The organism is Prevotella ihumii (assembly GCF_900155655.1).
In the GTDB taxonomy this organism is placed as follows: Bacteria; Bacteroidota; Bacteroidia; order Bacteroidales; family Bacteroidaceae; genus Prevotella; species Prevotella ihumii.
This window is the reverse complement of the sequence record NZ_LT706987.1, coordinates 2,756,370-2,777,413: the sequence shown is the minus strand read 5'-3', so window position 1 is coordinate 2,777,413 and position 21,044 is coordinate 2,756,370. Positions and strand designations below refer to the sequence as shown.

The window sequence follows — 21,044 nt, the reverse complement described above, 5'->3', positions numbered from 1 at the left end:
CAGAACAAAGATGAAATACGGATTCGTAAAAGTAGCTTCGGCAATCCCAGCCGTAAAGGTAGCAGACACGAAGTTTAACCTTGATGCCATTACCAAGCAAATAGTAGTGGCTGAAGGGCAAGGAGTAGAAATCATAACCTTTCCCGAGCTCTGCATCACGGGCTACACCTGTCAAGACCTCTTCCGTCAACAGGTGCTTTTAGACCACGCTGAACATAGCATACTAATGTTGATGGACTTAACAAGACAGTTGGACATCATTGCCATAGTGGGTGCGCCAATCTGTGCAGGGTCACTCTTGCTCAATTGTGCGGTTGTTATTCAGCAAGGCAAAATTCTTGGCATCGTGCCTAAAACTTATCTCCCTAACTATGGCGAGTTTTACGAAAAACGATGGTTCGCATCGGCTCGCGACCTCAGTCCTACCGAGATTTACTTTGCAGGACAACACATTAAAGTAACTTCAGAGCCACAGATTTTCCAGACCGCAGAGGGAGTTAAGTTTGGTATCGAGATATGCGAAGATGTATGGTCGCCCACGCCTACAAGCAATGTACTTGCACTTTCGGGGGCTGAAATCATCTTCAATCTCTCTGCCACCGACGAACTTATAGGTAAGCACAATTATCTTAAACAACTGCTTTCACAACAGAGTGCACGCACCATTTCGGCATACGTGTACAGCAGTTGTGGCTTTGGTGAGAGTACTCAAGATGTGGTTTATGGTGGCAATGCCTTTGTTTACGAAAATGGAACATTAATTGCTGAGGCTGAACGCTTTAGCCTTGACGACCAACTCATCGTATCGGAAGTGGATGTGGAACGACTTCGCACCGAACGCCGCACCAATACTACCTTTACCATCGCGCAAAAGGAGATGTCTACCGATGCCACTACGGGGAAACTTGTAGCACGACAAATCATTAAGTGTCAGCCATTAAACAACCCTGAAACGGCATTTACCCTTACCCGAAAGATTAATCCGCACCCCTTCTTCCCGGCAGACAACACTCGCCGTGCTGAACGTTGCGAAGAGATATTCAATATTCAAGTGTGTGGATTGGCTAAGCGTTTGATGCACACCCATTGCAAAACTGTGGTAATAGGTGTGAGTGGCGGACTCGATTCAACCTTAGCACTCCTTGTTTGTGTCAAGACTTTCGATAAACTGAAGTTAGACCGCAAAGGTATTCTTGGTGTAACGATGCCTGGCTTTGGTACTACCGACCGCACTTATAACAATGCACTTAGTTTGATGCGAGAGTTGGGTATCAACACTATGGAAATCAATATTGCAGCTTCGGTTACACAGCACCTAAAGGATATAGAGCACAGCATTGGCAGCCACGATGTAACTTACGAAAACGCACAGGCTCGTGAACGCACGCAAATTCTGATGGACTTGAGTAATAAATATGGTGGAATGGTGCTTGGGACGGGTGACCTTAGCGAATTGGCACTTGGCTGGTGTACTTACAATGGCGACCACATGAGTATGTATGGCGTGAATGCAGGTGTTCCCAAAACGCTTATCAAGCATCTTGTGCGTTACGTGGCAGAAACGACAGATAACGCTGAAGAAAGTCGTTGCCTCTTAGATGTACTCAACACACCTATATCTCCAGAACTTACTCCTGCTACTGCCGAGGGCGAAATACAGCAAAAGACCGAAGACCTTGTAGGTCCTTACGAGCTGCACGACTTCTTCCTATATTATTTCCTCCGTCACGGTTTTTCACCTGCAAAGATACTCTATCTTGCCCAATATGCCTTTGAAGATAAGTATTCGGAAGAGGTTATCAAGCATTGGCTTAACACCTTTACTCGTCGTTTCTTCAATCAGCAGTTCAAGCGTTCGTGTTTGCCCGATGGTCCTAAGGTGGGTACAGTAAGCCTTTCACCACGTGGCGATTGGCGTATGCCGTCTGATGCGGTGTCGGTAGATTGGGGGTTGGAGTAAATAAAAAGCCTTCCCCAACCCCTCCGTTGGGCTACTCCTTATAGGCTGGTTCTATAAATTAGCTTTGTTAGATTTTGAGCTTATTTTTGAGGTCAAAATGCAAGAGCGTGAAGGAGTGTAGCGAGCTACACGACTGAACGAACTTACATTTTGAACCAAAAACGGAGCAAGTCGAATGCAATCAAACTTGTTTGAATGGTTGAGGCGCAGCCTGTTTTATATAAAAAGAAGCCAAAAGATAACAAAACGTATTTCATAAAAAATTAATGACTATATGCGGTGGTAATTTATAGAACCAGCCTATATACATCTCAATTAACTTAAACTTCGTTCCTTTTATCAAGAAGTTAGAGACGTTAAAGGGAATTATTTCCAAATGCTTGTGGGGGTAGCGTAGTGGCTCGATTTATTCGCAAGCTCATCAGCACGTGTCGAGTTCCGCTCAGCACAAGTTGTTAAGCGGAACTCGATAAATCGAGCCCCTACACGCCCCTCGCCCACAATAACTTAAAATTACAAACAACTCATTTTGAACATTTTTCAGCAAATCTTTAGCAAATATATGCTCCCCTTCCAACGGAGGGGCTGGGGGAGGTCGTTCTTTCAATGGAAGGGCTTGGGGAGACTTTTAAGGGAGCTTCTACTTCTCTTTCCTCTTTTTTCTCACGCTCAAATAGCAAACTACGCCCATATTCCTACGGCAGATATTTTGCAATATCAGTTGCAGAAGTCGAGACGTACCACAGCCATAGCCCCTTTCAAACGTTATGGACTGCGTCGTATTCGTGCGGCAAAGTTTATCTCGGACGATGACCCACGCCATATTTGGGCTTGGCACGTTCACCCTAACGAGGAATACAATGCAGCGTCGCAACCACTTTATGAGTTGTTTCGCAAAAACGACTTTGCAAGTTTGGCAATAATAGACGTTGATAAAGGTGAAACCGAAATTGTATTTTGGGATAAGCAGTATTATCGCCGAATAGCTGACGACTTGCGTAGAATGGGGTTCTTGATGAGCAATGCCCCTAACAAAACCAATGTTTTGTGTTTTCGGAAGATAGAATCCACTGTGCGAGTTGATATTACGATTTGGTGGAACTTGTATCACGTGCGAGTGTACTAAAGATTTGATACGACGTAAGCATCCAATATTAGCCGACTTTGTGTAACATTCTTGCTTTACTACCTTTGCCCGAAAAACTTATGTTTGTACTCAACGAAACAAATGTTTTCCGGGTTTGTTGCACTCCTGTGGACATGCGTCAGGGTATTCTTCGCCTGTCCCAATTGGTACGCAGCAATGACTTCAATCCTTCTGATGGTGTTGTCTACGTTTTCTACAATCGATCCCGTAACCGAATTAAATTGCTGCACTGGGAACGCTGTGGTTTTGTCGTCTATCATAAACAGATGGCACAGGGTTGCCTAAGTCCTAAAATCATACGGGCGAGAGCTGGATTTTATGAACTTCGCTGGGACGAATTGGTACTCTATATTGAAGGTATAAATCCTAATTGCTACCGAAGAAAAAGATACAATAAATCTTAGTATTTTCTTGCCAGTGTCAGATATTTTTTGTAATTTTACATCGTATAAAGAACTGATAATGTGATGGATATGCCTTATTGCACAATGACATCTGACTACCATTCTCTCACTCGGGAAGCTGTTGTTAAACTTCTTGAGCAAAGGGATGCTGAGCTTAAGAACAAGGATACTCAACTCAAGAACAAGGATGCTGAGCTTAAGAACAAGGATACTCAACTCAAGGATAAGGATGCTGAGCTCAAGGATAAGGATGCTGAGCTCAAGGATAAGGATGCTGAGCTCAAGGATAAGGATGCTGAGCTCAAGGATAAGGATNTAAGGATGCTGAGCTGGAACGAAAGTCCCGTCGTATTCTTGAACTTGAGCGCATGGTATTTGGCAGGCGCAGCGAGAAACGCCTGCCTGAGAGTGCAAGCGGCTGGGCGGGTACGCTTTTTGACGAGCAGTGGGCCAAAGAGGGTTCCCTGGCTCAGGTGGAAGCCCTTCCCATCATCAAGGAGATAAAACAGCAGGCCGGACAACGCAGGTCATCACGCCGTGTGAGCCGTCCTTCCAGAAAGGGTAGGGCCTACGCCTCCTATGTTCCCGAGAATATAGAGCGACAGGTGACGGAGATATATCCAGAGGGTTATGACGCTGAGCGCATGGTCATCATCGGACATGACAGAAGTGAGCATCTGTGTCTGCGTCCCTCATCCTTTTATGTCAGGGTAGAAGATCGTGTCATCTGCCGCCTGAAGGAAGCCCGTCCAACGGATGCGAAGGTCGACATCCTGGAAGCCCCCTTGAAAAAGCAAGCGGTGGATTGTTTTGCCGACGCTTCCCTGCTCGCCGAAATCATCACCGCCAAGTTCGCCTATCACCAGCCCGAGTATAGGCAATGTGAAAGATGGAAGGAACTGGGTGTGAACATCCCCACCTCAACCGTCAACAGCTGGGTTCATGATGCCGCCGATGCACTTTATCCACTTTACAAACTTCAAGTAAGACAGATTCTGCAAAGTCCTTATCTTCAGGTTGACGAGACCAGCGTACAGGTTGCCGACCGCAAGGGAAAGACGCGCAAGGGATACCTGTGGGGCGTGCGTGACGCCATACACTCCCAGGGTGTGTTCTTCCATTGGAAGGACGGGTCGCGGTCGGGCGCTGTGGCAGATGAACTCTTCAAGGGCTACCAGGGTGCCATACAGTCTGATGGGTATGAGGTCTACAGCAGGTTTGAGAACGTACAGGGCATCGTGCTGTTAGGATGTATGGCACACGTGAGACGTAAGTTCGAACATCTGGCGGCTGATGATAAGAATGCCGCCCATATCATCGAAACGATAGCCACGCTTTATGAGTTGGAGGAAAACCTCAAACACAAGAAAGCACCACCCGAGGAAGTGGAAACAGAACGAAAGGCTAAAGCTTACCCTATTCTTAAGTATTTGGAGACCTATATGTTGGATGTACACAAACAGTACACCCCAGGCGAAGCTATGGAGAAGGCACTGCGTTATGCCTTCGCCGTATGGATACGCATTGGCAGGTATGTGCAAGACGGACGCTTCAACATAGATAACAACCTTATGGAACAGGCCATCAGACCCATCACGCTTGGAAGAAAGAACTACCTGTTCTGTGGTAACAATGAGGGAGCGGAGAACAACGCCNATTCTTAAGTATTTGGAGACCTATATGTTGGATGTACACAAACAGTACACCCCAGGCGAAGCTATGGAGAAGGCACTGCGTTATGCCTTCGCCGTATGGATACGCATTGGCAGGTATGTGCAGGACGGACGCTTCAACATAGACAACAACCTTATGGAACAGGCCATCAGACCCATCACGCTTGGAAGAAAGAACTACCTGTTCTGTGGTAACAATGAGGGAGCGGAGAACAACGCCATCTTCTATACCTTCATGGCGTGTTGCAGGGAAGCAGACATAGAGCCATACAAATGGATGAAGGAAGTTCTTTCAAGGTCCCTGCTAGATATGACGGAGGAGGAACTCACGAAAATGCTACCTTCAAACTTCAAATAACAAATAACCCTTATATGCGGCCAGACATATAAGGGTTATTTATTGGTGTGAAAGGCGGCTAATATTGGATGCTTACCTTAAAGTTCGTTCCTTTTATCAAAAGGTGAGAAGAGTTAAAGACAGTTATACCCAAATGTTTATGGGGGTAACGTAGGGGCCCCTTGCGAACATTAAAATCTGTTTTAAATAGAGTGCTTCGTTAGCAATATTTTGTTAAATAGAGATGTGCACATAAGGAGTAGACCTTATTATATATAAGGCAGCGGAGCAAAAAATGAGCAACAGAAGAATAGACCAATCCTAAAAAAGGAATAATCGTTAAAAACTCGCCGTGTAACATATTGATTATAAGCAATTTATAAACACGCTGCAAAACATATATGTTTCACCACCCAAAACATATATGTTTTACCCTCCCAAAGTTCAACTTTGACAACCTCAAACATATATGTTTTGCAACTAAAAGATAGATGTATGATTTTGTATTCACGATGTGTTCGCAAATAGAACAATAGTGTTTAGTGCTCAAAATGTGTGATTAGCGTGTGTTTTTCATACGTTTAGATGTCCAAAAAGATAATAATCCCCAATCGGTCATCAGCCCGCAAAGGCTTTTTAAAGCGTTTAGATGTTATGCTTTTCTTCGTCTTTGCACCTTATTTTGGCTCTTTTCGTTTGTTTTTTCAGTTGTTTAGCTCGCAAATCTCGAAGAAGTCTAACGACCGATTTGGGATAATACAAAAATGCCGACTCACTCCGCAGATTTCTCTACGTAGCGAGTCGGCATTTGTCGGTTTTGTCGTTAAGAATTACTTCTTGCGAAGTTCTTCTATATTGGCTTTAATGGCTGCAATCTTTTCCTCGGAGTCGCTTTGCTTCTTACGTTCTTTAGCGATTACCGCTTCTGGAGCGTGTGCCACAAACTTCTCGTTTGAAAGTTTGGCAGTGATACCCTTCAAGAAGCCTTCCAAGTGAGCCAATTCTTTTTCAAGTTTAGCTATTTCGGCCTCTACGTCTATCAAGCTACCCAATGGCACAGCAAAGCCGTCTGTTCCTACCATAAAGGCAGATGCGTCAGAACTCTTCTCGGCTACAACATTGATGGCTTCAAGGTTGCCCATCTTTGTAATTACACAGTTGTAAGCCTCAAAGTTGTTTGCGCCTACTACCTCTAACGAGAGTGCAATTTTTGGTGCAATATTCTTTTGATTGCGAATGGTACGAATACCACCCACTATCTGTTTCATACTCTCAATCTCGGCTATCAGTTTGGTTTCGTCCGCAGTAGGTTCTGCCAACTCAAGTTTCTCAAGCATAATGCTTTCGCCTTCCTTGCGGTCGAAGATGTGTTGCCAAAGTTCTTCGGTGATGAATGGCATAAATGGGTGAAGCATCTTTAGGAGCGTATCAAAGAAGCCGAGTGTTGCCTTGTATGTCTGCTTGTCGATTGGTTTACCATATTCAGGCTTAATCATCTCCAAGTACCAACTTGAGAACTCGTCCCAGAAGAGTTTGTAAACCGTCATCAAGGCTTCAGAAATGCGGTAGCTCTTAAACTCCTTGTTCATCTCTGCATTCACTTCCTTCAGCTTTGCATCAAACCATTTGATGGCTATTTGGTTGGTTTTAGGCTGCTGCAAGTCTGCCACTTCCCAACCTTGTACCAAGCGGAAAGCATTCCATATCTTGTTATTGAAGTTGCGTCCTTGTTCGCAAAGTGCCTCATCGAACAATATATCGTTGCCTGCAGGTGCGGAAAGCATCATGCCCATACGCACACCATCAGCACCAAACTTAGCAATGAGTTCTAATGGGTCGGGCGAATTGCCAAGGCTCTTGCTCATCTTGCGTCCAATCTTGTCGCGCACGATACCTGTAAAGTAGACGTGCTTGAATGGGAATTTACCACGATATTCGTAGCCTGCCATAATCATACGAGCCACCCAGAAGAAGATGATGTCTGGACCTGTTACCAAGTCGCTTGTTGGATAATAGTAGTTCACCTCGTCATTTTCAGGGTCGTTGATACCATTGAATACCGACATCGGCCATAACCAACTTGAGAACCAAGTGTCCAAGCAATCGCTTTCTTGTTCCAAGTCGGCAGCTGTAACAGATGGATTGATAGCCTTGGCAAGTTCTAATGCCTTGTCGCTTGTAGGTGCTACTACGGTAGCGTTCTTGCCCTCTGCGTCTTTGAAATAGTAAGCTGGAATACGGTGTCCCCACCACAACTGACGGCTGATACACCAGTCCTTAATGTTCTCCAACCAATGGCGATAGGTGTTCTTGTACTTCTTGGGATAAAATTCTATCTCGTCTGTCATTACAGGATCTAAAGCCAAGTCGGCAAAGTGTTGCATACTCAAGAACCATTGGGTAGAGAGCTTTGGCTCAATAGGTACGTTGGTACGCTCCGAATAGCCCACCTTGTTGTCGTAATCCTCAATGCGCTCCATCAAAACGGCATCGGTCAAGTCCTTAGCTATCTGTTTGCGAACGTCCATACGGTCTTGCCCCACATACAAGCCTGCGGCTTCGGAAATTGTACCATTGTCGTTAAAGATGTCAATTGTATCTAAGCTGTGCTTCAAACCTAAAGCGTGGTCGTTGATGTCGTGAGCTGGTGTAACCTTCAAACAACCTGTACCAAACTGAATGTCTACATATTCGTCTTCTACTACTGGAATACAACGACCTACCAATGGTACTATTACGTGCAAACCTTTCAACCACGTATTCTTTGGGTCTTCAGGATTGATACACATAGCTGTATCGCCCATAATTGTTTCAGGACGTGTTGTAGCCACAACGGCATAATATCCCTTCTCGTCCTTGTGCATTACGTTGTCTTCGCTTTTGCGTTCTACTTTTGCTTGGTCGGCATCGGCTACGTAATATTTCAAGTGGTAGAGCTTAGAATGTTCTTCCTTATAGATTACTTCTTCGTCCGAAAGGGCTGTTTGTGCACTTGGATCCCAGTTCACCATTCGTACACCACGATAGATAAGACCTTTCTCGTACAAGTCGCAGAACACCTTGATAACGCTCTCACTACGAGCTTCATCCATTGTGAAAGCTGTGCGTTCCCAGTCGCAAGAGCAACCCAACTTACGCAATTGTTTCAGAATAATGCCTCCGTGTTCGTGTGTCCAATCCCAAGCGTGCTTTAGGAAGTCTTCACGCGATAGGTCGGTTTTCTTTATTCCCTCCTGTGCAAGTCGGTTTACCACCTTTGCTTCGGTTGCAATACTTGCGTGGTCGGTACCCGGAACCCAACAAGCGTTCTTGCCTTCCATTCGTGCTCGGCGCACCAAAATATCTTGTATGGTGTTGTTCAACATGTGCCCCATGTGCAACACACCTGTAACGTTTGGTGGTGGGATTACTACGGTGTAAGGCTCTCTGCCATCAGGTTTTGAACTGAAGAGTTTGTTGTCGAGCCAATACTCATACCATTTCGACTCCACGTCCTGTGGGTCATACTTGCTTGCTAATTCCATTTTCGCTATATGTTATTTTCTTTATTATCTTTAAAAACGCTGCAAAATTACGAAAAAATCATATAAATAATGTATCTTTGCATTATAATTAGTGGTGCAGACCGCCACTTTTCACTCTAAAACTCACAACATTGCATACCAAAGAAGAAAAATTAGCAGCTTTCGGACGTCTGCTTGACGTGCAAGACCGTTTGCGCAAAGAATGTCCGTGGGACAGAAAACAGACTTTTGAAAGTCTACGCCCTAACACCATCGAAGAAACTTTCGAACTTGCTGATGCCTTGATGAAGAACGACAAAAAGGGCATTTGCAAAGAGTTGGGCGACGTTATGGAACACGTAGTATTCTACTCGTGCTTGGGAAACGAGACCAACGACTTCGATATCGTTGATGTTTGCAACGCACAATCAGACAAATTGATGTTCAGACACGACTTTATCGACTGGACGGGGTGGACTATTGCCAACCCAAATATGGTAATTAGCCCCACAGGACAGGTTGTTTACAAAGACGAACTACAAGCCGATAAAGCCGTTAATACACAAACAGATAGCGAAAAACCTTCAACTGCCACTCAAGTAGAGTCTACTTGGGAGCAACGCAAACAAAAGGAACGTGAAGGCAATACCTCGGTATTGTCGGGCGTACCTCATTCTTTGCCCTCGCTGATTAAGGCTTATCGTATTCAAGACAAGGCTCGCAACGTGGGCTTCGATTGGGAAAAGAAAGAAGATGTGTGGGAAAAAGTAACCGAAGAACTTAACGAATTAAAAGCAGAATTGGCACGTGAGGATAAAGAAAACTCTACCAAAGAGTTGGGCGACTTCCTCTTCTCGGTTATCAATGCTGCACGTCTTTACAAGCTCAATCCCGACAATGCTTTGGAATACACCAATCAAAAGTTTATCTATCGTTTCAACTACGTAGAACAAAGAGCAAAAGAAATGGGTAAAGAACTAAAGGATATGACTTTAGGAGAGATGGATAAACTATGGGATGAAGCTAAAGAAACAGAACAAAACATTAACAAATAAAAGAATATAGTTATGAAGAAATCACCTTTTATTTTAATTTTCACATTAGTAGCCCTCATATTTATCGGCTGTAAGGACAACAAAAAGGGAAAAGTGATAGAAACCAATACTTCCAATGCTGAATCACTAAACGCTGGCGACACCACCATTTACGGCACAATGATCGACGGAGGAATGAATTCGCTCGTTCTTGTAACCGACAAAGGCGACACTATAGAATTTATCAGCAATCCCGATGATACCACAGAGGTGGTAAAGGGAGGCAAGCTCAATGGTGATCGCTTTGCTGTAATTGCAAACAATGAGTACGGAGAGATGATGCTGCAAAGTGCAGTAAACCTCACTTCGCTCCTCGGCAATTGGCGTAGCTTGGACAAAGACTTTGAAATAAAGGAGGGAGGAACTATCGTTTCGAACACCGAAGCTGAAAGCAATCCTTGGGCAACGTGGAAAATGTACAACGGAAAACTTGTTCTCTCTAAAGACACATTCGATGTAATGGAACTCGGAGCAGATACTATGGCGTTAGAAAACAAGAACGGTATCTTCCTTTTTGGTCGTAAAAAGTAAGCGTGGAACCATTCAACGTACACATATTGGGCTGTGGTAGTGCGCTGCCAACGCTGCATCACAATGCCACGTGTCAGGTTATAGAAATACGTGGCAAGGTGTTTATGATAGATTGTGGCGAAGGTACGCAAATACAGATACGCCGTTCAAAGCTGCATTTCTCCAAAATTCAAGCGGTTTTTATCTCACATCTGCACGGTGATCATTGCTTCGGACTATGGGGAATGATTTCAACTTTCGGAATGACGGGGCGAACTGTGCCACTCCATATCTATGCCCCTGAAGACTTTGAGGAATACTTTCACCAAAGTATGAAGCTATTCTGCAATGGTTTAGGTTATGATATTCATTTCCACGGACTTAAAACAACCGAACAAAAGATTATTTATGAAGACCGAAGTCTCACCGTAGAGACCATTCCGCTCGAACACCGCATACCTTGTTGTGGATTTTTGTTTCGCGAAAAGCCCACCGCTCCGCACATTCGACGTGATATGATAGACTATTACAAGATACCTATCAGCCAAATCAACAACATCAAATGTGGCGCATCGTGGACAACCGAGGAAGGCGACCTTATACCCAACAGTCGCCTCACTACACCATCAGCCCCTCCAAGGAGCTATGCTTACTGTTCGGACACGCGGTATATGAAGCGACTACACGAAGTGGTACGCAACGTAACCTTGCTTTATCACGAAAGCACATACGCAAGCGACTACCGTGACCGTGCAAAGTTATATTACCACAGCACGGCAGAAGAAGCTGCAACCGTGGCACGTGATGCCGAAGTAGGTCAATTGCTCTTAGGTCATTACTCAGCCCGTTACAACAACGAACAACAGATTTTAGACGAAGCACGGGCAATTTTTCCCAATAGCACATTAGCAAACGAGGGTTTGGTTATCAAAGTATAACCAAGCCTTTTTCATTGCTAACACCCTCATTCACCTACGTTTTATTTCTCATTCCCCACATTTCAGGCTGGTTCTATAAATTACCACCGCATATAGTCATTAAATTTTTATGAAATACGTTTTGTTATCTTTTGGCTTCTTTTTATATAAAACAGGCTGCGCCTCAACAATTCAAACAAGTTTGATTGCATTCGGCTTGCTCCGTTTTTGGTTCAACATGTAAGTTCGTTCAGTCGTGTAGCTCGCTACACTCCTTCACGCTCTTGCATTTTAACCTCAAAAATAAGCTCAAAATCTAACAAAGCTAATTTATAGAACCAGCCTTAAAACCTCACAGATTATATTTTCCTAACATTTACTTACAATTTAGTTGTTTATTCTCCCATTTTTCTATACTTTTGCATCGTTATAAGAAATTCTCAACTTCACATACCGACGAGCAAACGCAACAATGAAACACATAAAAAGGCTTATCGCAACCATTTCTACTGCCACTATTCTATTGCTATTCACGGCAATAGCTATCAGTCTTTGCATATCGTGCAAGGAAGCTAAAACGCAACAAGACCAAGAAAATGTTATTGGTAAAAATGTCGTTAAGTCGGCTTCTAACGAGCAAAACAAATATCTTCACTTTACCCACGAATTAGAACGCAACTCCTTAAAACAGAAACTTAGCAATGCACATTACCAAACGTTCCACAACATACGTTACGACTTTGATTTGCGCTACCCCGATTTTATGATTGTAACGGAAGAGCACGAAAATGGTGATGGTATAGAGATTGTCTACAACGATGTGATGCTTGAAGCCTGGGGCAACCCTAATACGGTGCAATGGGGTGTAAAGAACACTTTAGAAATGCTCACCGAAAACGCCACTTATCAGCAAAGTAAGGACAGTTGTTTCTTGATAAAAGGCAACCACGACCACAACCGCTTTATAGCTAAAGCCTACCTTGTAGATGGTGTATGGTATGTGGCACGCCTCATCTATCCTAAACATTATACAGGCGCAATAACATCGCTTGCAAACATTATCAAAAACTTTAAGCCGAACTGCTTAAATATCATAAAAAGAAAGGGTTAAGCCATAGTGCCTAACCCTTTTATATTTTAACCCTAATCGGTTATCCTCTCATTCGCCAACACTTAATAAACACGTGGACCAAAGATAGCCGTACCCACTCTAATCATTGTAGACCGACACGCCAAAGCTATGTCGTAGTCTTGGCTCATACCCCACGAACGTTCTTTAAACGCTGCATCATCCGCAAAATACTTTGCCTTTATTTCGTCAAAGAAGTTGGCTGCCGCCATCATTTCAGCCTTCACTTGTGCCTCGTCATCTGTATTCGAAGCCATCATCATTAACCCCGAAATGTGCACATTCTGAAGTTCGTTTAGCTCGCCCGATGCCAACCATTCCCGACAAAGGTCTAACGTAAAACCATATTTTGTTTCCTCTTCAGCAATGTGAAGTTCTAACAAAACATTGATTACACGATTGTGTTTGGCGGCCTGCTTATTGATTTCTTTCAACAGTTTCACGCTGTCTACGGACTGAATCATCGAGATATAAGGAGCGATATATTTCACCTTGTTGGTCTGCAGATGCCCAATGAAGTGCCACTCTATATCTTCGGGCAGTTCGCCCACCTTTCCTTGCAATTCCTGCACGTGACTTTCGCCAAAAATACGTTGACCCTCGTTGTATGCAGCCTCAATATATGCTTTGGGGTGATACTTGCTTATGGCTATCAGTTCTACCCCTTTGGGCAGATTGTCTTTTATCTTGTGAAGGTTTGTTGCTACGTCGTACATAGTTTATTCTATTAAGGCATGATTTTTCGTTTCTTTATTCGTATTCGGGCTTATCTTCTCGTTCAGCACTTGCCGACTTATGCTCGAATACGTCCATTATCTTGGTATCGGCTATCGAAACGATGTCGTAGTCGATCATCGTCTTAGCCATCACCTCGTCAACGTGCTTCACTGCCCCGTTTACCGAGTGAGCCTGAACAAGATAAGTGATGTACGAACGCTTCTCTTTCTCCGTCTTTTCGTCTATGGTGATGAACGACAAGCGAGCCTTAAACCACTTATCGTCTGTATCTACGTCACTAAAGAATATCTCGCCATACACCGCAGGGGTGATAGCCTTTACATCAAACTCGCCACTTGAGAAGTGTACCATCTCTTCAGTAATAGCACTTTCGGCTTCCGAAAAGCTCATTGCCTCCACTGTGTAGGCTTCTGTTACCTTCTTCTGTCCTTCTTCTGTTGTTCTATCGTAACGCACTTTGGTTTCAAACCATTGACTTACCTTGCTTCTCATTTCTATTTTCTTGTTTTATGAATAGTAGGGTTTCTTTCCCTCCCACTATTCTGTCATAATTGTTTTATTAACTGCAAAAGTAGTAAAAATATCTCGGTAAATGAACAAAAGATTGCATTAAAATAAAAAAAACATCTACCTTTGCACCTATAAGATAAATAGCCTACTCCCTACCCTATACAAAGAAAGGGCATAAGGTTGCTTTGTCAGACCCGTCCGACTTGTCAGACCAGTCCGACTCGTCCGACTCGTCTGACAAATTCGCCCATCCGACAAAAGGTAATAATTAGCGTGTAGGGGCTCGATTTATCGAGTTCCGAATAAGCAAAAAGGTATGTGGAACTCGATAAATCGAGCCCCTACATTACAGCGAATACGCACTCCCCTCCCAACGGAGGGATTGGAGGAGGCCCTCAAAACAACAACAAAATGAACTTTCCATTATTCATAGCCAAGACCATCAATAACAATTCGGACACCACCCGAAAAGTATCAAAACCTGCCATTCGCATCGCCACAGCTGGTGTTGCCATCGGATTGGCGGTAATGATACTCTCCGTATCTATTGTCTTAGGCTTCAAACACTCTATACGCAACAAGGTTATAGGCTTTGGGAGCCACATCACCGTAGCCGACTTTGCAGCTTTGCAAAGCACAGAACAATATCCCATAGAAATAACCGACAGCTTTTGCACCGCTATAAAAAAGGTGAAAGGCGTAAAACACGTACAACGCTTTGCCAACACACAGGGAATACTGAAAACCGAGGACGACTTTCTCGGCGTAATGCTCAAAGGTGTAGGACCTGAATTTGATACTACCTTTATTCATCAAAGTATGGTGGAAGGCGCTATCCCTAATTTTTCGGATAAGAAAAGTCAACAAAAAATTCTTATCTCTAAAACCATTGCTGACAAACTAAAATTGAAGCTCGGTCAAAAGCTTTTTGCCTACTTCGTCAACGACCAAGGTGTACGCACACGCAAATTTACCATTGCAGGCATCTACGAAACCAACTTAAAGCAATTTGATAGCCAAATATGTTTTACCGACTTATACACAGCCAATAAGCTCAATGGTTGGCAGCCCTCACAATGCTCTGGAGCAGAACTGACCGTGGACGATTTCAACCGCTTAGACTTCACTGCACTCAACGTATTGAAAAAGGTAAAAGGCACACAAGACCATTATGGCAGCACCTATTCGGCAGCTACCGTAACCGAACTCAATCCCCAAATATTTTCGTGGTTAGACCTTATGGATCTCAACGTGTGGATTATCCTTGCGCTGATGGTTTCGGTAGCAGGTGTAACCATGATTTCAGGCTTGCTTATCATTATTCTTGAACGCACCCAAATGATAGGTTTGATGAAAGCCTTGGGAGCTAAAAACCGCCAAATACGCCACATCTTCCTTTGGTTCTCCACCTTTATTATAGGCAAGGGACTCATCATTGGCAACGTTTTAGGCTTAGGCTTAATCCTCCTCCAACGCTATACAGGCTTGGTATCTATCGACCCTAAAATATATTATGTGGATACTGTGCCCGTAGAAATCAACCTTCCACTCATTCTTGCGCTCAACCTTGCCACCTTATTAATATGTCTCTTTGTGCTCATCGCCCCAAGCTATCTCATTAGCCATATACACCCTGCTAAGTCGATGCAGTACGAGTAGTAGCCCGAAGGTAACACAAGCTTTAGGGCAGCGTACAAGATGAGTAGGTTACAAACAGACCAACGTTTACTTCGTTCACAAACGTTTTAAGACTTGTTGCCAAGCTTCTGAAAATCAACGTTTTACCAATCAGACTTAAAACATATATGTATTACGTTCCCAAAGTTGAACTTTAGCTACCCCAAGATGATTTCTAAAATACAACTAATTGGAAATATTGCTGTCCGGTAAAAATAAACTGAAAGCTCTGTATCTCTTTATCCATCGGTATTGCAGCCGTTTTACTCATCCAGGGGCTTGGTTTTCAGTTTCAAACTGTAAGCATTATAAAATGCACTTATTTTGACAAGAAAAGACCTATAATAACCGATAATTCTAAGAAATAATAAGTTTAAGTCTATTTTTACTAACACAGATAGCCACCAAAAAGTTTTACCGGACAGCAATAAATTGGAAATAAAGAAGTTACCTTGTTTGTTAAACTGAATAGGTAACGATTTGGAAACGAGCGAACTACTTGGTATCGCTGTTTTCTGCCTAACAAAGAACGCTTGTTATTCTGTTTGCAAAGATAATACTTTGTTACCGAATAACAAGCGTTTTCAAGGTAAGCATCCAATATTAGCCGCCTTTGCGTGGTCTTCCTTCCTTACTACCTTTGCCCGAAAAACTTATGTTTGTACTCAACGAAACAAATGTTTTTCGGGTTTGTTGCATTCCTGTGGATATGCGTCAGGGTATTCTTCGCCTGTCCCAATTGGTACGCCGCAATGACTTCAATCCTTCTGATGGTGTTGTCTACGTTTTCTACAATCGATCCCGTAACCGAATTAAATTGCTGCACTGGGAACGCTGTGGTTTTGTCGTCNAATCGCATCCTGCAACAACTCCGTAAGTCTCGTTGACCATGTCTGGTTCTTATCCAGGTCTGTGAGATATTGTATGTTCCTCAATAGATGCGCAATGCATACCTGATGTCCTTTGACGTTCAGCCTGAAATAGGTACTGTGCCTGTCCGTCACGAGCGTGACATCAGGAAGGTCGTTGGGGAAATGCTTCCTCGTTGCGGCCTTGCCGCGGGATTTGTCCTGGAAGAGATAGGTGAGATTGTCGTTCTGGAAGACCCATGCCCAATGGTGCTCCCCACCGACGTACAGCCCAGTCTCGTCGGCGCCAGCGACTTCGGCCTCTTCGACACGGTTGCGTATTTCCCTATAGGCATTCTCCGATTTCTTTCCCATCCGGGTCAGTATGTTCTGCACCGTACCCTGGCTGATATGGAGATGGAATACATCGCGCAACATCTCGCACAGCCTTGCAAAGGGGATGTACTGGGAATGTCCGAAGTAAGCAATTATGGCANTCTATATAGAAGGTATAAATCCTAATTGCTACCGAAGAAAAAGATACAATAAATCTTAGTATTTTCTTGCCAGTGTCAGATATTTTTTGTAACTTTACATCGTATAAAGAACTGATAATGTGATGGATATGCCTTATTGCACAATGACATCTGACTACCATTCTCTCACTCGGNAGTGTGACGAACAATCTGGTTTCCTATTGAGTCTTGGGTGGGCGGAATACTACTGTTGCTACTGTCCTTTGGTGGTTCCTCATACTTTGACAGGCGTTGCCTCAGATCCCGTATGGTTTTATCCTTCTGGTTTACGAGACGGTTGAGACGGCTTATTTCGGTATCCTGGTCGGACACCTTCTTCTCCAACGAAGCAAATCTGTTTTCTATCGTCTGGAGTACATCTGCCTTGTCTGTCACTTGCTCATTCACGCTGCAAATATACTACGTAAATTCATTTCCTGCAAGAGTATTAGAAAACTTAAACAGTTGAGATACAGACTGTTAAATGTAATATGGCGACTTTTAACAAAGCCTACCCCAAGGCGTGTAGGGGACTATGTTGAGTCTCCGAAAATAGATACAAAACACTGGTACATAGGCGAATAAGCGTGCTTTTGCTACCATCGAAAGGTATTTCCCATCCTCTCGGGCAGCCGTTCGTTTACTATTTGGAGCGGTTAGTTTTAACACTTCGGATTACTCTCTGATGGATTTACCATAGGGGTACTGAGTAGTTACCTGAATTTATTCTTTTTGTTAAATAATGTTTATGGTATAAAAATAATTATCCAAATTCTTTTGCATTAAAAGAAAACTCACTATCTTTGCACTCGCTTTAAAGGAACAACTACTTGTTCAATAGAGGTAAAAATGGTAATCACCATTGGAGAGATGGTAGAGTGGTCGATTACAGCGGTCTTGAAAACCGCCGTGCTGAGAGGCACCGGGGGTTCGAATCCCTCTCTCTCCGCTTTAGGTACTCTGAAATGAACATCAGAGAGAAACCTAAGAAAATCGTAAGTATCATAGCTACAAGTAGTTATGATACTTTTCTTTTATACCCATCCTAATTTTCAGAGTATGCACGGAGGGGGCAGAAACTCCCAAAATGCTCTAAAAAGGCTACAATCAGGCTACACATTTTCAAGGCAAAATAAAAATGTAGCCAAGAGTACATACAGAGTACATAAGGAGTATGCGTAAATTACTGCTATTCAAACAAATATGTTGAACTTTGCAGCGTGATTACAGAGGTGTTTTTGTTACCATACACCACTTCGGGCAACAATGTGTCCGACAAGCTACGGCTACAGATGGCAGGTGTTAGGACAAGACCTCTATTCAGGCTACAACTAAAAGCAGTAAAATGTATGAAAGCTATTTTCAGAGCAGTCTTCTATCTCAGAAGCAATTATGTGAACAAGGAGGGCAAGACCCCTGTCATGCTGAGAATCTATCTCAACAACGAACGCCTTTCCATCGGCTCGACGGGCATTGCTGTCCAACAGTCTCAATGGGACAGGGAGAAGGAACGATTGAAGGGAAGGACAACTGAAGCACTTTCCACCAACCTCGAACTTGACAACATTCAGAGCGGACTCCAGACCATCTTTAAGAAAGTAGAGATGACGGACGAGGTGTCCTTGGAGCGTATCAAGTCGGAGTATCTTGGCAAAAAGGAGGATGTGGACACCCTAATGAGCCTCTTCAACAAGCACAACAGTGATGTTGCACGGCAGGTAGGCGTGTCGGTCGAAGCTGCAACCTTACAGAAATACAACGTCTGCAAGAAACACTTCTCAAATTTCCTTCGTGATAAATACGGTCGGTCTGACATCCGCCTGTCCGAACTCGGCTATATTGTGATACACGACTTCGACATTTATCTCCGAACGGTTGTCGGGCAGAATCCCAACACCGCCACGAGGATGATGAAAACCTTCAAGACGATTACCATTCTGGGCAGGAAACTTGGTGTCCTGCACCATGATCCGTTCCTCAACATCCGTTTTCACATGGAACCGGTCAATCGTGGATTCCTCACAGACGAGGAAATCCTTAAAATTGCTAACAAGGATTTCGGCATCGGTCGTTTGGAACTTGTAAGGGACGTGTTCGTGTTCTCATGCTTCACGGGACTTGCGTACATAGACGTGTACAACCTCGCTCCGGAAAACATTGTCACGCTCAACGGCAAGCAGTGGATAATGACCAAGCGGCAGAAGACGAGCGTGGAGACCAACGTTCTTTTACTCGATATACCCAAGAGCATCATTGCAAAATATAGTGGCAAGACCTATCGTGACGGCAAACTTTTCCCCATGCTGACGAATCAAAAACTGAACAGTTATCTGAAGGAAATTGCCGATATTTGCGGTATCAAAAAGAACCTGACCTTCCACCTCGCCCGGCACACATTTGCCACGATGTCCCTATCCAAGGGAGTTCCCATCGAATCCGTAAGTAAGATGTTAGGACACACCAACATCAAGACAACGCAAATCTATGCCCGTATTACCAATAAGAAGATAGAACACGATATGGATGAGCTGGCTGACAAGTTGGGCTCTTTCAATACGGCATTAGGCATTTCCCCAAAATAATGTATATAACCCTAAAATTTTGAATTTATGACAACGACAAAGAAAGAACTTTCCTACTTCCGTCTGAAGTTGGAAGCGTATCTCGGAGAGCATTTTCCAGAGAGAGTGAATGACAATGCGTTTATAACCGCTCGAGCAGACGAGGCATTGACGGCTTACTGCGATGCCGTGGCGCAAGGTTTCTCCTACCCAGAAGCAGAGACGATGGCAAGCGAGGTACTGTACCACGACCTGCATTTCTCAAAGTATGATACCCTTGTTTCCTTACTGGAGCAGGAGTTTGAGAAGGAACTGCCAAGTCCGCTTCCCGAAAGGTTAGCACTAATTTTGCTGAACAACAAGGCAATTCAAGCGGTATTTGCCAAGTACGAACTCACGGACGACTTTGCGGCAGGTACAGAATACGACAAACTGTACACCGAACTGACCGGTACAATCGTGCTGCTCATCGAGGTCAATGGTCTGCCAACGATAGGCGGTGAGAACATGGCTTGATATAACACGAACGGGGGCTTTTGTAGTGTCAAGAGCCAAGATAAATGCTCCACTCCACACGTCAAGAGTTTTGCAAACACTTGTCTTTGTGTTGTGTGCGCATCTTGTTATCGCTCTTGAAACTATTAAAAGCCTCGATTATGAATAATACAATCATCATGAATCAAGACATTCAGCAGCCCGCCTTCATCAAGGCAGACGCATCGTATAAAACCGAGAAGAACAGGCAGCTGCCGACTTCTCCCAAGCAAGTCCGCCGCTTCGGTTGGACACGCTTCATCGAACTCGCCGTTCTGCTTTCCATCGTTATCGGTGCGATTTACCTCATCTCGAAGATAGTTACTCCGCAAGTCGTAACCGCCGTTTCGATTATTCTCGGTTTCCTGATACTACGCTTCATTGTTAAAGTTATTCTGCAAGTAACCTTTACAATCCTGCGTTGGCTGTTCTGGCTTGCCGTCATCTTGGCAATCCTGCTCTGTGTGCTCTAAGGCACAAGGAAAGATATTCTTCGATTCATTCTTCTTTATGGGTGGTTATCTCGGTTGAGGTAGCCACCTTTTTCATTTTCCATACCGGCGTTGCACTTTCGCTTCTTAAGTCCATCTATTCCACTTTGATGTGCCATAAGTCGGTGCTGATTTCTTTTTATTCGCAAAGGTAGTAAGGGGCTACGGCTTGCACAAGGTCTGTGCCTTTGGTTTGTACGGAAAATCTCCACACCTACATTTCATTCCGGGTAGTATTTTCCTACAAAACCTTGTGCCGGCTGCGCCCCCTACCTTGTTCTTGCTACAAAAAGGAATCAGCATACTCCGATCTTTGGACGCATAAAAAAATGTCATTATGGAACAGCAGAAAGTAAATAGTAAGCATCCAATATTAGCCGCCTTTCACACCAACAAATAACCCTTATATGTCTGGCAGCATATAAGGGTTATTTGTTATTTGAAGTTTGAAGGTAGCATTTTCGTGAGTTCCTCCTCCGTCATGTCGAGCAGGGGC

At 43.9% G+C, this 21,044-nt stretch carries 17 protein-coding genes, 1 tRNA gene and 1 pseudogene; 15 read left to right on the top strand and 4 right to left on the bottom strand.

Annotated features, from left to right (window positions below):
* Positions 1-10: 10 nt before the first annotated feature.
* From CZ367_RS12095 to CZ367_RS12075, 5 genes and pseudogenes are all read left to right on the top strand, one after another.
* A complete protein-coding gene (locus CZ367_RS12095) occupies positions 11-1,960 on the top strand; it encodes an NAD(+) synthase (RefSeq protein WP_077197075.1) in 1,950 nt (649 codons plus the stop codon).
* A 616-nt stretch (positions 1,961-2,576) separates the two neighbouring features.
* Positions 2,577-3,086, top strand: a complete 510-nt coding sequence (locus tag CZ367_RS12090; protein WP_077197455.1) for a hypothetical protein — start codon at positions 2,577-2,579, stop codon at positions 3,084-3,086.
* A gap of 80 nt (positions 3,087-3,166) precedes the next feature.
* Positions 3,167-3,511 carry an IS66 family insertion sequence element accessory protein TnpB gene (tnpB, locus tag CZ367_RS12085; protein WP_077196700.1) on the top strand — a complete coding sequence of 115 codons (345 nt, stop codon included), beginning with the start codon at positions 3,167-3,169 and terminating at the stop codon, positions 3,509-3,511.
* Positions 3,512-3,574: 63 nt separating this feature from the next.
* Positions 3,575-5,175: pseudogene (gene tnpC, locus CZ367_RS12080) on the top strand (IS66 family transposase).
* Complete coding sequence (locus CZ367_RS12075; RefSeq protein ID WP_077197074.1) at positions 5,144-5,542, top strand: IS66 family transposase; 399 nt, start codon at positions 5,144-5,146, stop codon at positions 5,540-5,542. The pseudogene tnpC and the gene CZ367_RS12075 overlap by 32 nt, the downstream one beginning before the upstream one ends.
* A gap of 809 nt (positions 5,543-6,351) precedes the next feature.
* Here CZ367_RS12075 and CZ367_RS12070 read toward each other — a convergent pair.
* On the bottom strand, positions 6,352-9,045 hold the full coding sequence (locus CZ367_RS12070) for a valine--tRNA ligase (protein ID WP_077197073.1): 2,694 nt from the start codon (positions 9,043-9,045) through the stop codon (positions 6,352-6,354).
* A gap of 131 nt (positions 9,046-9,176) precedes the next feature.
* On the opposite strand from CZ367_RS12070, the gene mazG reads away from it, so the two are divergent.
* The 4 genes from mazG (at position 9,177) to CZ367_RS12050 (ending at position 12,656) form a co-directional block, all read left to right on the top strand.
* Positions 9,177-10,079, top strand: coding sequence for a nucleoside triphosphate pyrophosphohydrolase (gene mazG / locus CZ367_RS12065; RefSeq protein WP_077197072.1), 903 nt, complete (start codon positions 9,177-9,179; stop codon positions 10,077-10,079).
* Between the two features lie 12 nt (positions 10,080-10,091).
* A complete protein-coding gene (locus CZ367_RS12060) occupies positions 10,092-10,649 on the top strand; it encodes a lipocalin-like domain-containing protein (RefSeq protein WP_077197071.1) in 558 nt (185 codons plus the stop codon).
* A 2-nt stretch (positions 10,650-10,651) separates the two neighbouring features.
* On the top strand, positions 10,652-11,566 hold the full coding sequence (locus CZ367_RS12055; RefSeq protein ID WP_077197070.1) for a ribonuclease Z: 915 nt from the start codon (positions 10,652-10,654) through the stop codon (positions 11,564-11,566).
* Between the two features lie 451 nt (positions 11,567-12,017).
* Positions 12,018-12,656, top strand: coding sequence for a hypothetical protein (locus CZ367_RS12050; protein WP_077197069.1), 639 nt, complete (start codon positions 12,018-12,020; stop codon positions 12,654-12,656).
* Positions 12,657-12,718: 62 nt separating this feature from the next.
* Here CZ367_RS12050 and CZ367_RS12045 read toward each other — a convergent pair whose 3' ends face one another.
* Together CZ367_RS12045 and CZ367_RS12040 are read right to left on the bottom strand one after the other, a co-directional pair.
* Positions 12,719-13,390, bottom strand: a complete 672-nt coding sequence (locus CZ367_RS12045) for a YggS family pyridoxal phosphate-dependent enzyme (RefSeq protein ID WP_077197068.1) — start codon at positions 13,388-13,390, stop codon at positions 12,719-12,721.
* Between the two features lie 34 nt (positions 13,391-13,424).
* Positions 13,425-13,904 (bottom strand): DUF4494 domain-containing protein, encoded by a 480-nt coding sequence (locus CZ367_RS12040; protein ID WP_077197067.1) that lies wholly within the window; start codon positions 13,902-13,904, stop codon positions 13,425-13,427.
* A 429-nt stretch (positions 13,905-14,333) separates the two neighbouring features.
* On the opposite strand from CZ367_RS12040, the gene CZ367_RS12035 reads away from it, so the two are divergent.
* Together CZ367_RS12035 and tnpB (CZ367_RS12025) are read left to right on the top strand one after the other, a co-directional pair.
* Entirely contained in the window at positions 14,334-15,581 is a 1,248-nt protein-coding gene (locus tag CZ367_RS12035; protein WP_077197454.1) for an ABC transporter permease, read from the top strand.
* A gap of 673 nt (positions 15,582-16,254) precedes the next feature.
* Positions 16,255-16,476, top strand: a complete 222-nt coding sequence (gene tnpB, locus CZ367_RS12025) for an IS66 family insertion sequence element accessory protein TnpB (protein WP_237581716.1) — start codon at positions 16,255-16,257, stop codon at positions 16,474-16,476.
* Here tnpB (CZ367_RS12025) and CZ367_RS12020 read toward each other — a convergent pair.
* Positions 16,412-16,885, bottom strand: a complete 474-nt coding sequence (locus CZ367_RS12020; RefSeq protein WP_077197065.1) for an IS66 family transposase — start codon at positions 16,883-16,885, stop codon at positions 16,412-16,414. The two genes, tnpB (CZ367_RS12025) and CZ367_RS12020, sit on opposite strands and share 65 nt — an antisense overlap.
* A 941-nt stretch (positions 16,886-17,826) precedes the next feature.
* On the opposite strand from CZ367_RS12020, the gene CZ367_RS12010 reads away from it, so the two are divergent.
* From CZ367_RS12010 to CZ367_RS11995, 4 genes are all read left to right on the top strand, one after another.
* Positions 17,827-17,911 (top strand) — tRNA-Ser (locus CZ367_RS12010).
* Between the two features lie 400 nt (positions 17,912-18,311).
* Positions 18,312-19,544, top strand: coding sequence for a site-specific integrase (locus CZ367_RS12005; protein ID WP_202613102.1), 1,233 nt, complete (start codon positions 18,312-18,314; stop codon positions 19,542-19,544).
* 27 nt (positions 19,545-19,571) lie between these two features.
* The gene (locus CZ367_RS12000; RefSeq protein ID WP_077195296.1) at positions 19,572-20,039 is read left to right on the top strand and encodes a DUF1896 domain-containing protein; all 468 of its coding nucleotides are present in this window, start codon (positions 19,572-19,574) and stop codon (positions 20,037-20,039) included.
* Between the two features lie 140 nt (positions 20,040-20,179).
* The gene (locus CZ367_RS11995; RefSeq protein ID WP_077197312.1) at positions 20,180-20,530 is read left to right on the top strand and encodes a hypothetical protein; all 351 of its coding nucleotides are present in this window, start codon (positions 20,180-20,182) and stop codon (positions 20,528-20,530) included.
* The last annotated feature ends 514 nt before the right edge of the window (positions 20,531-21,044 follow it).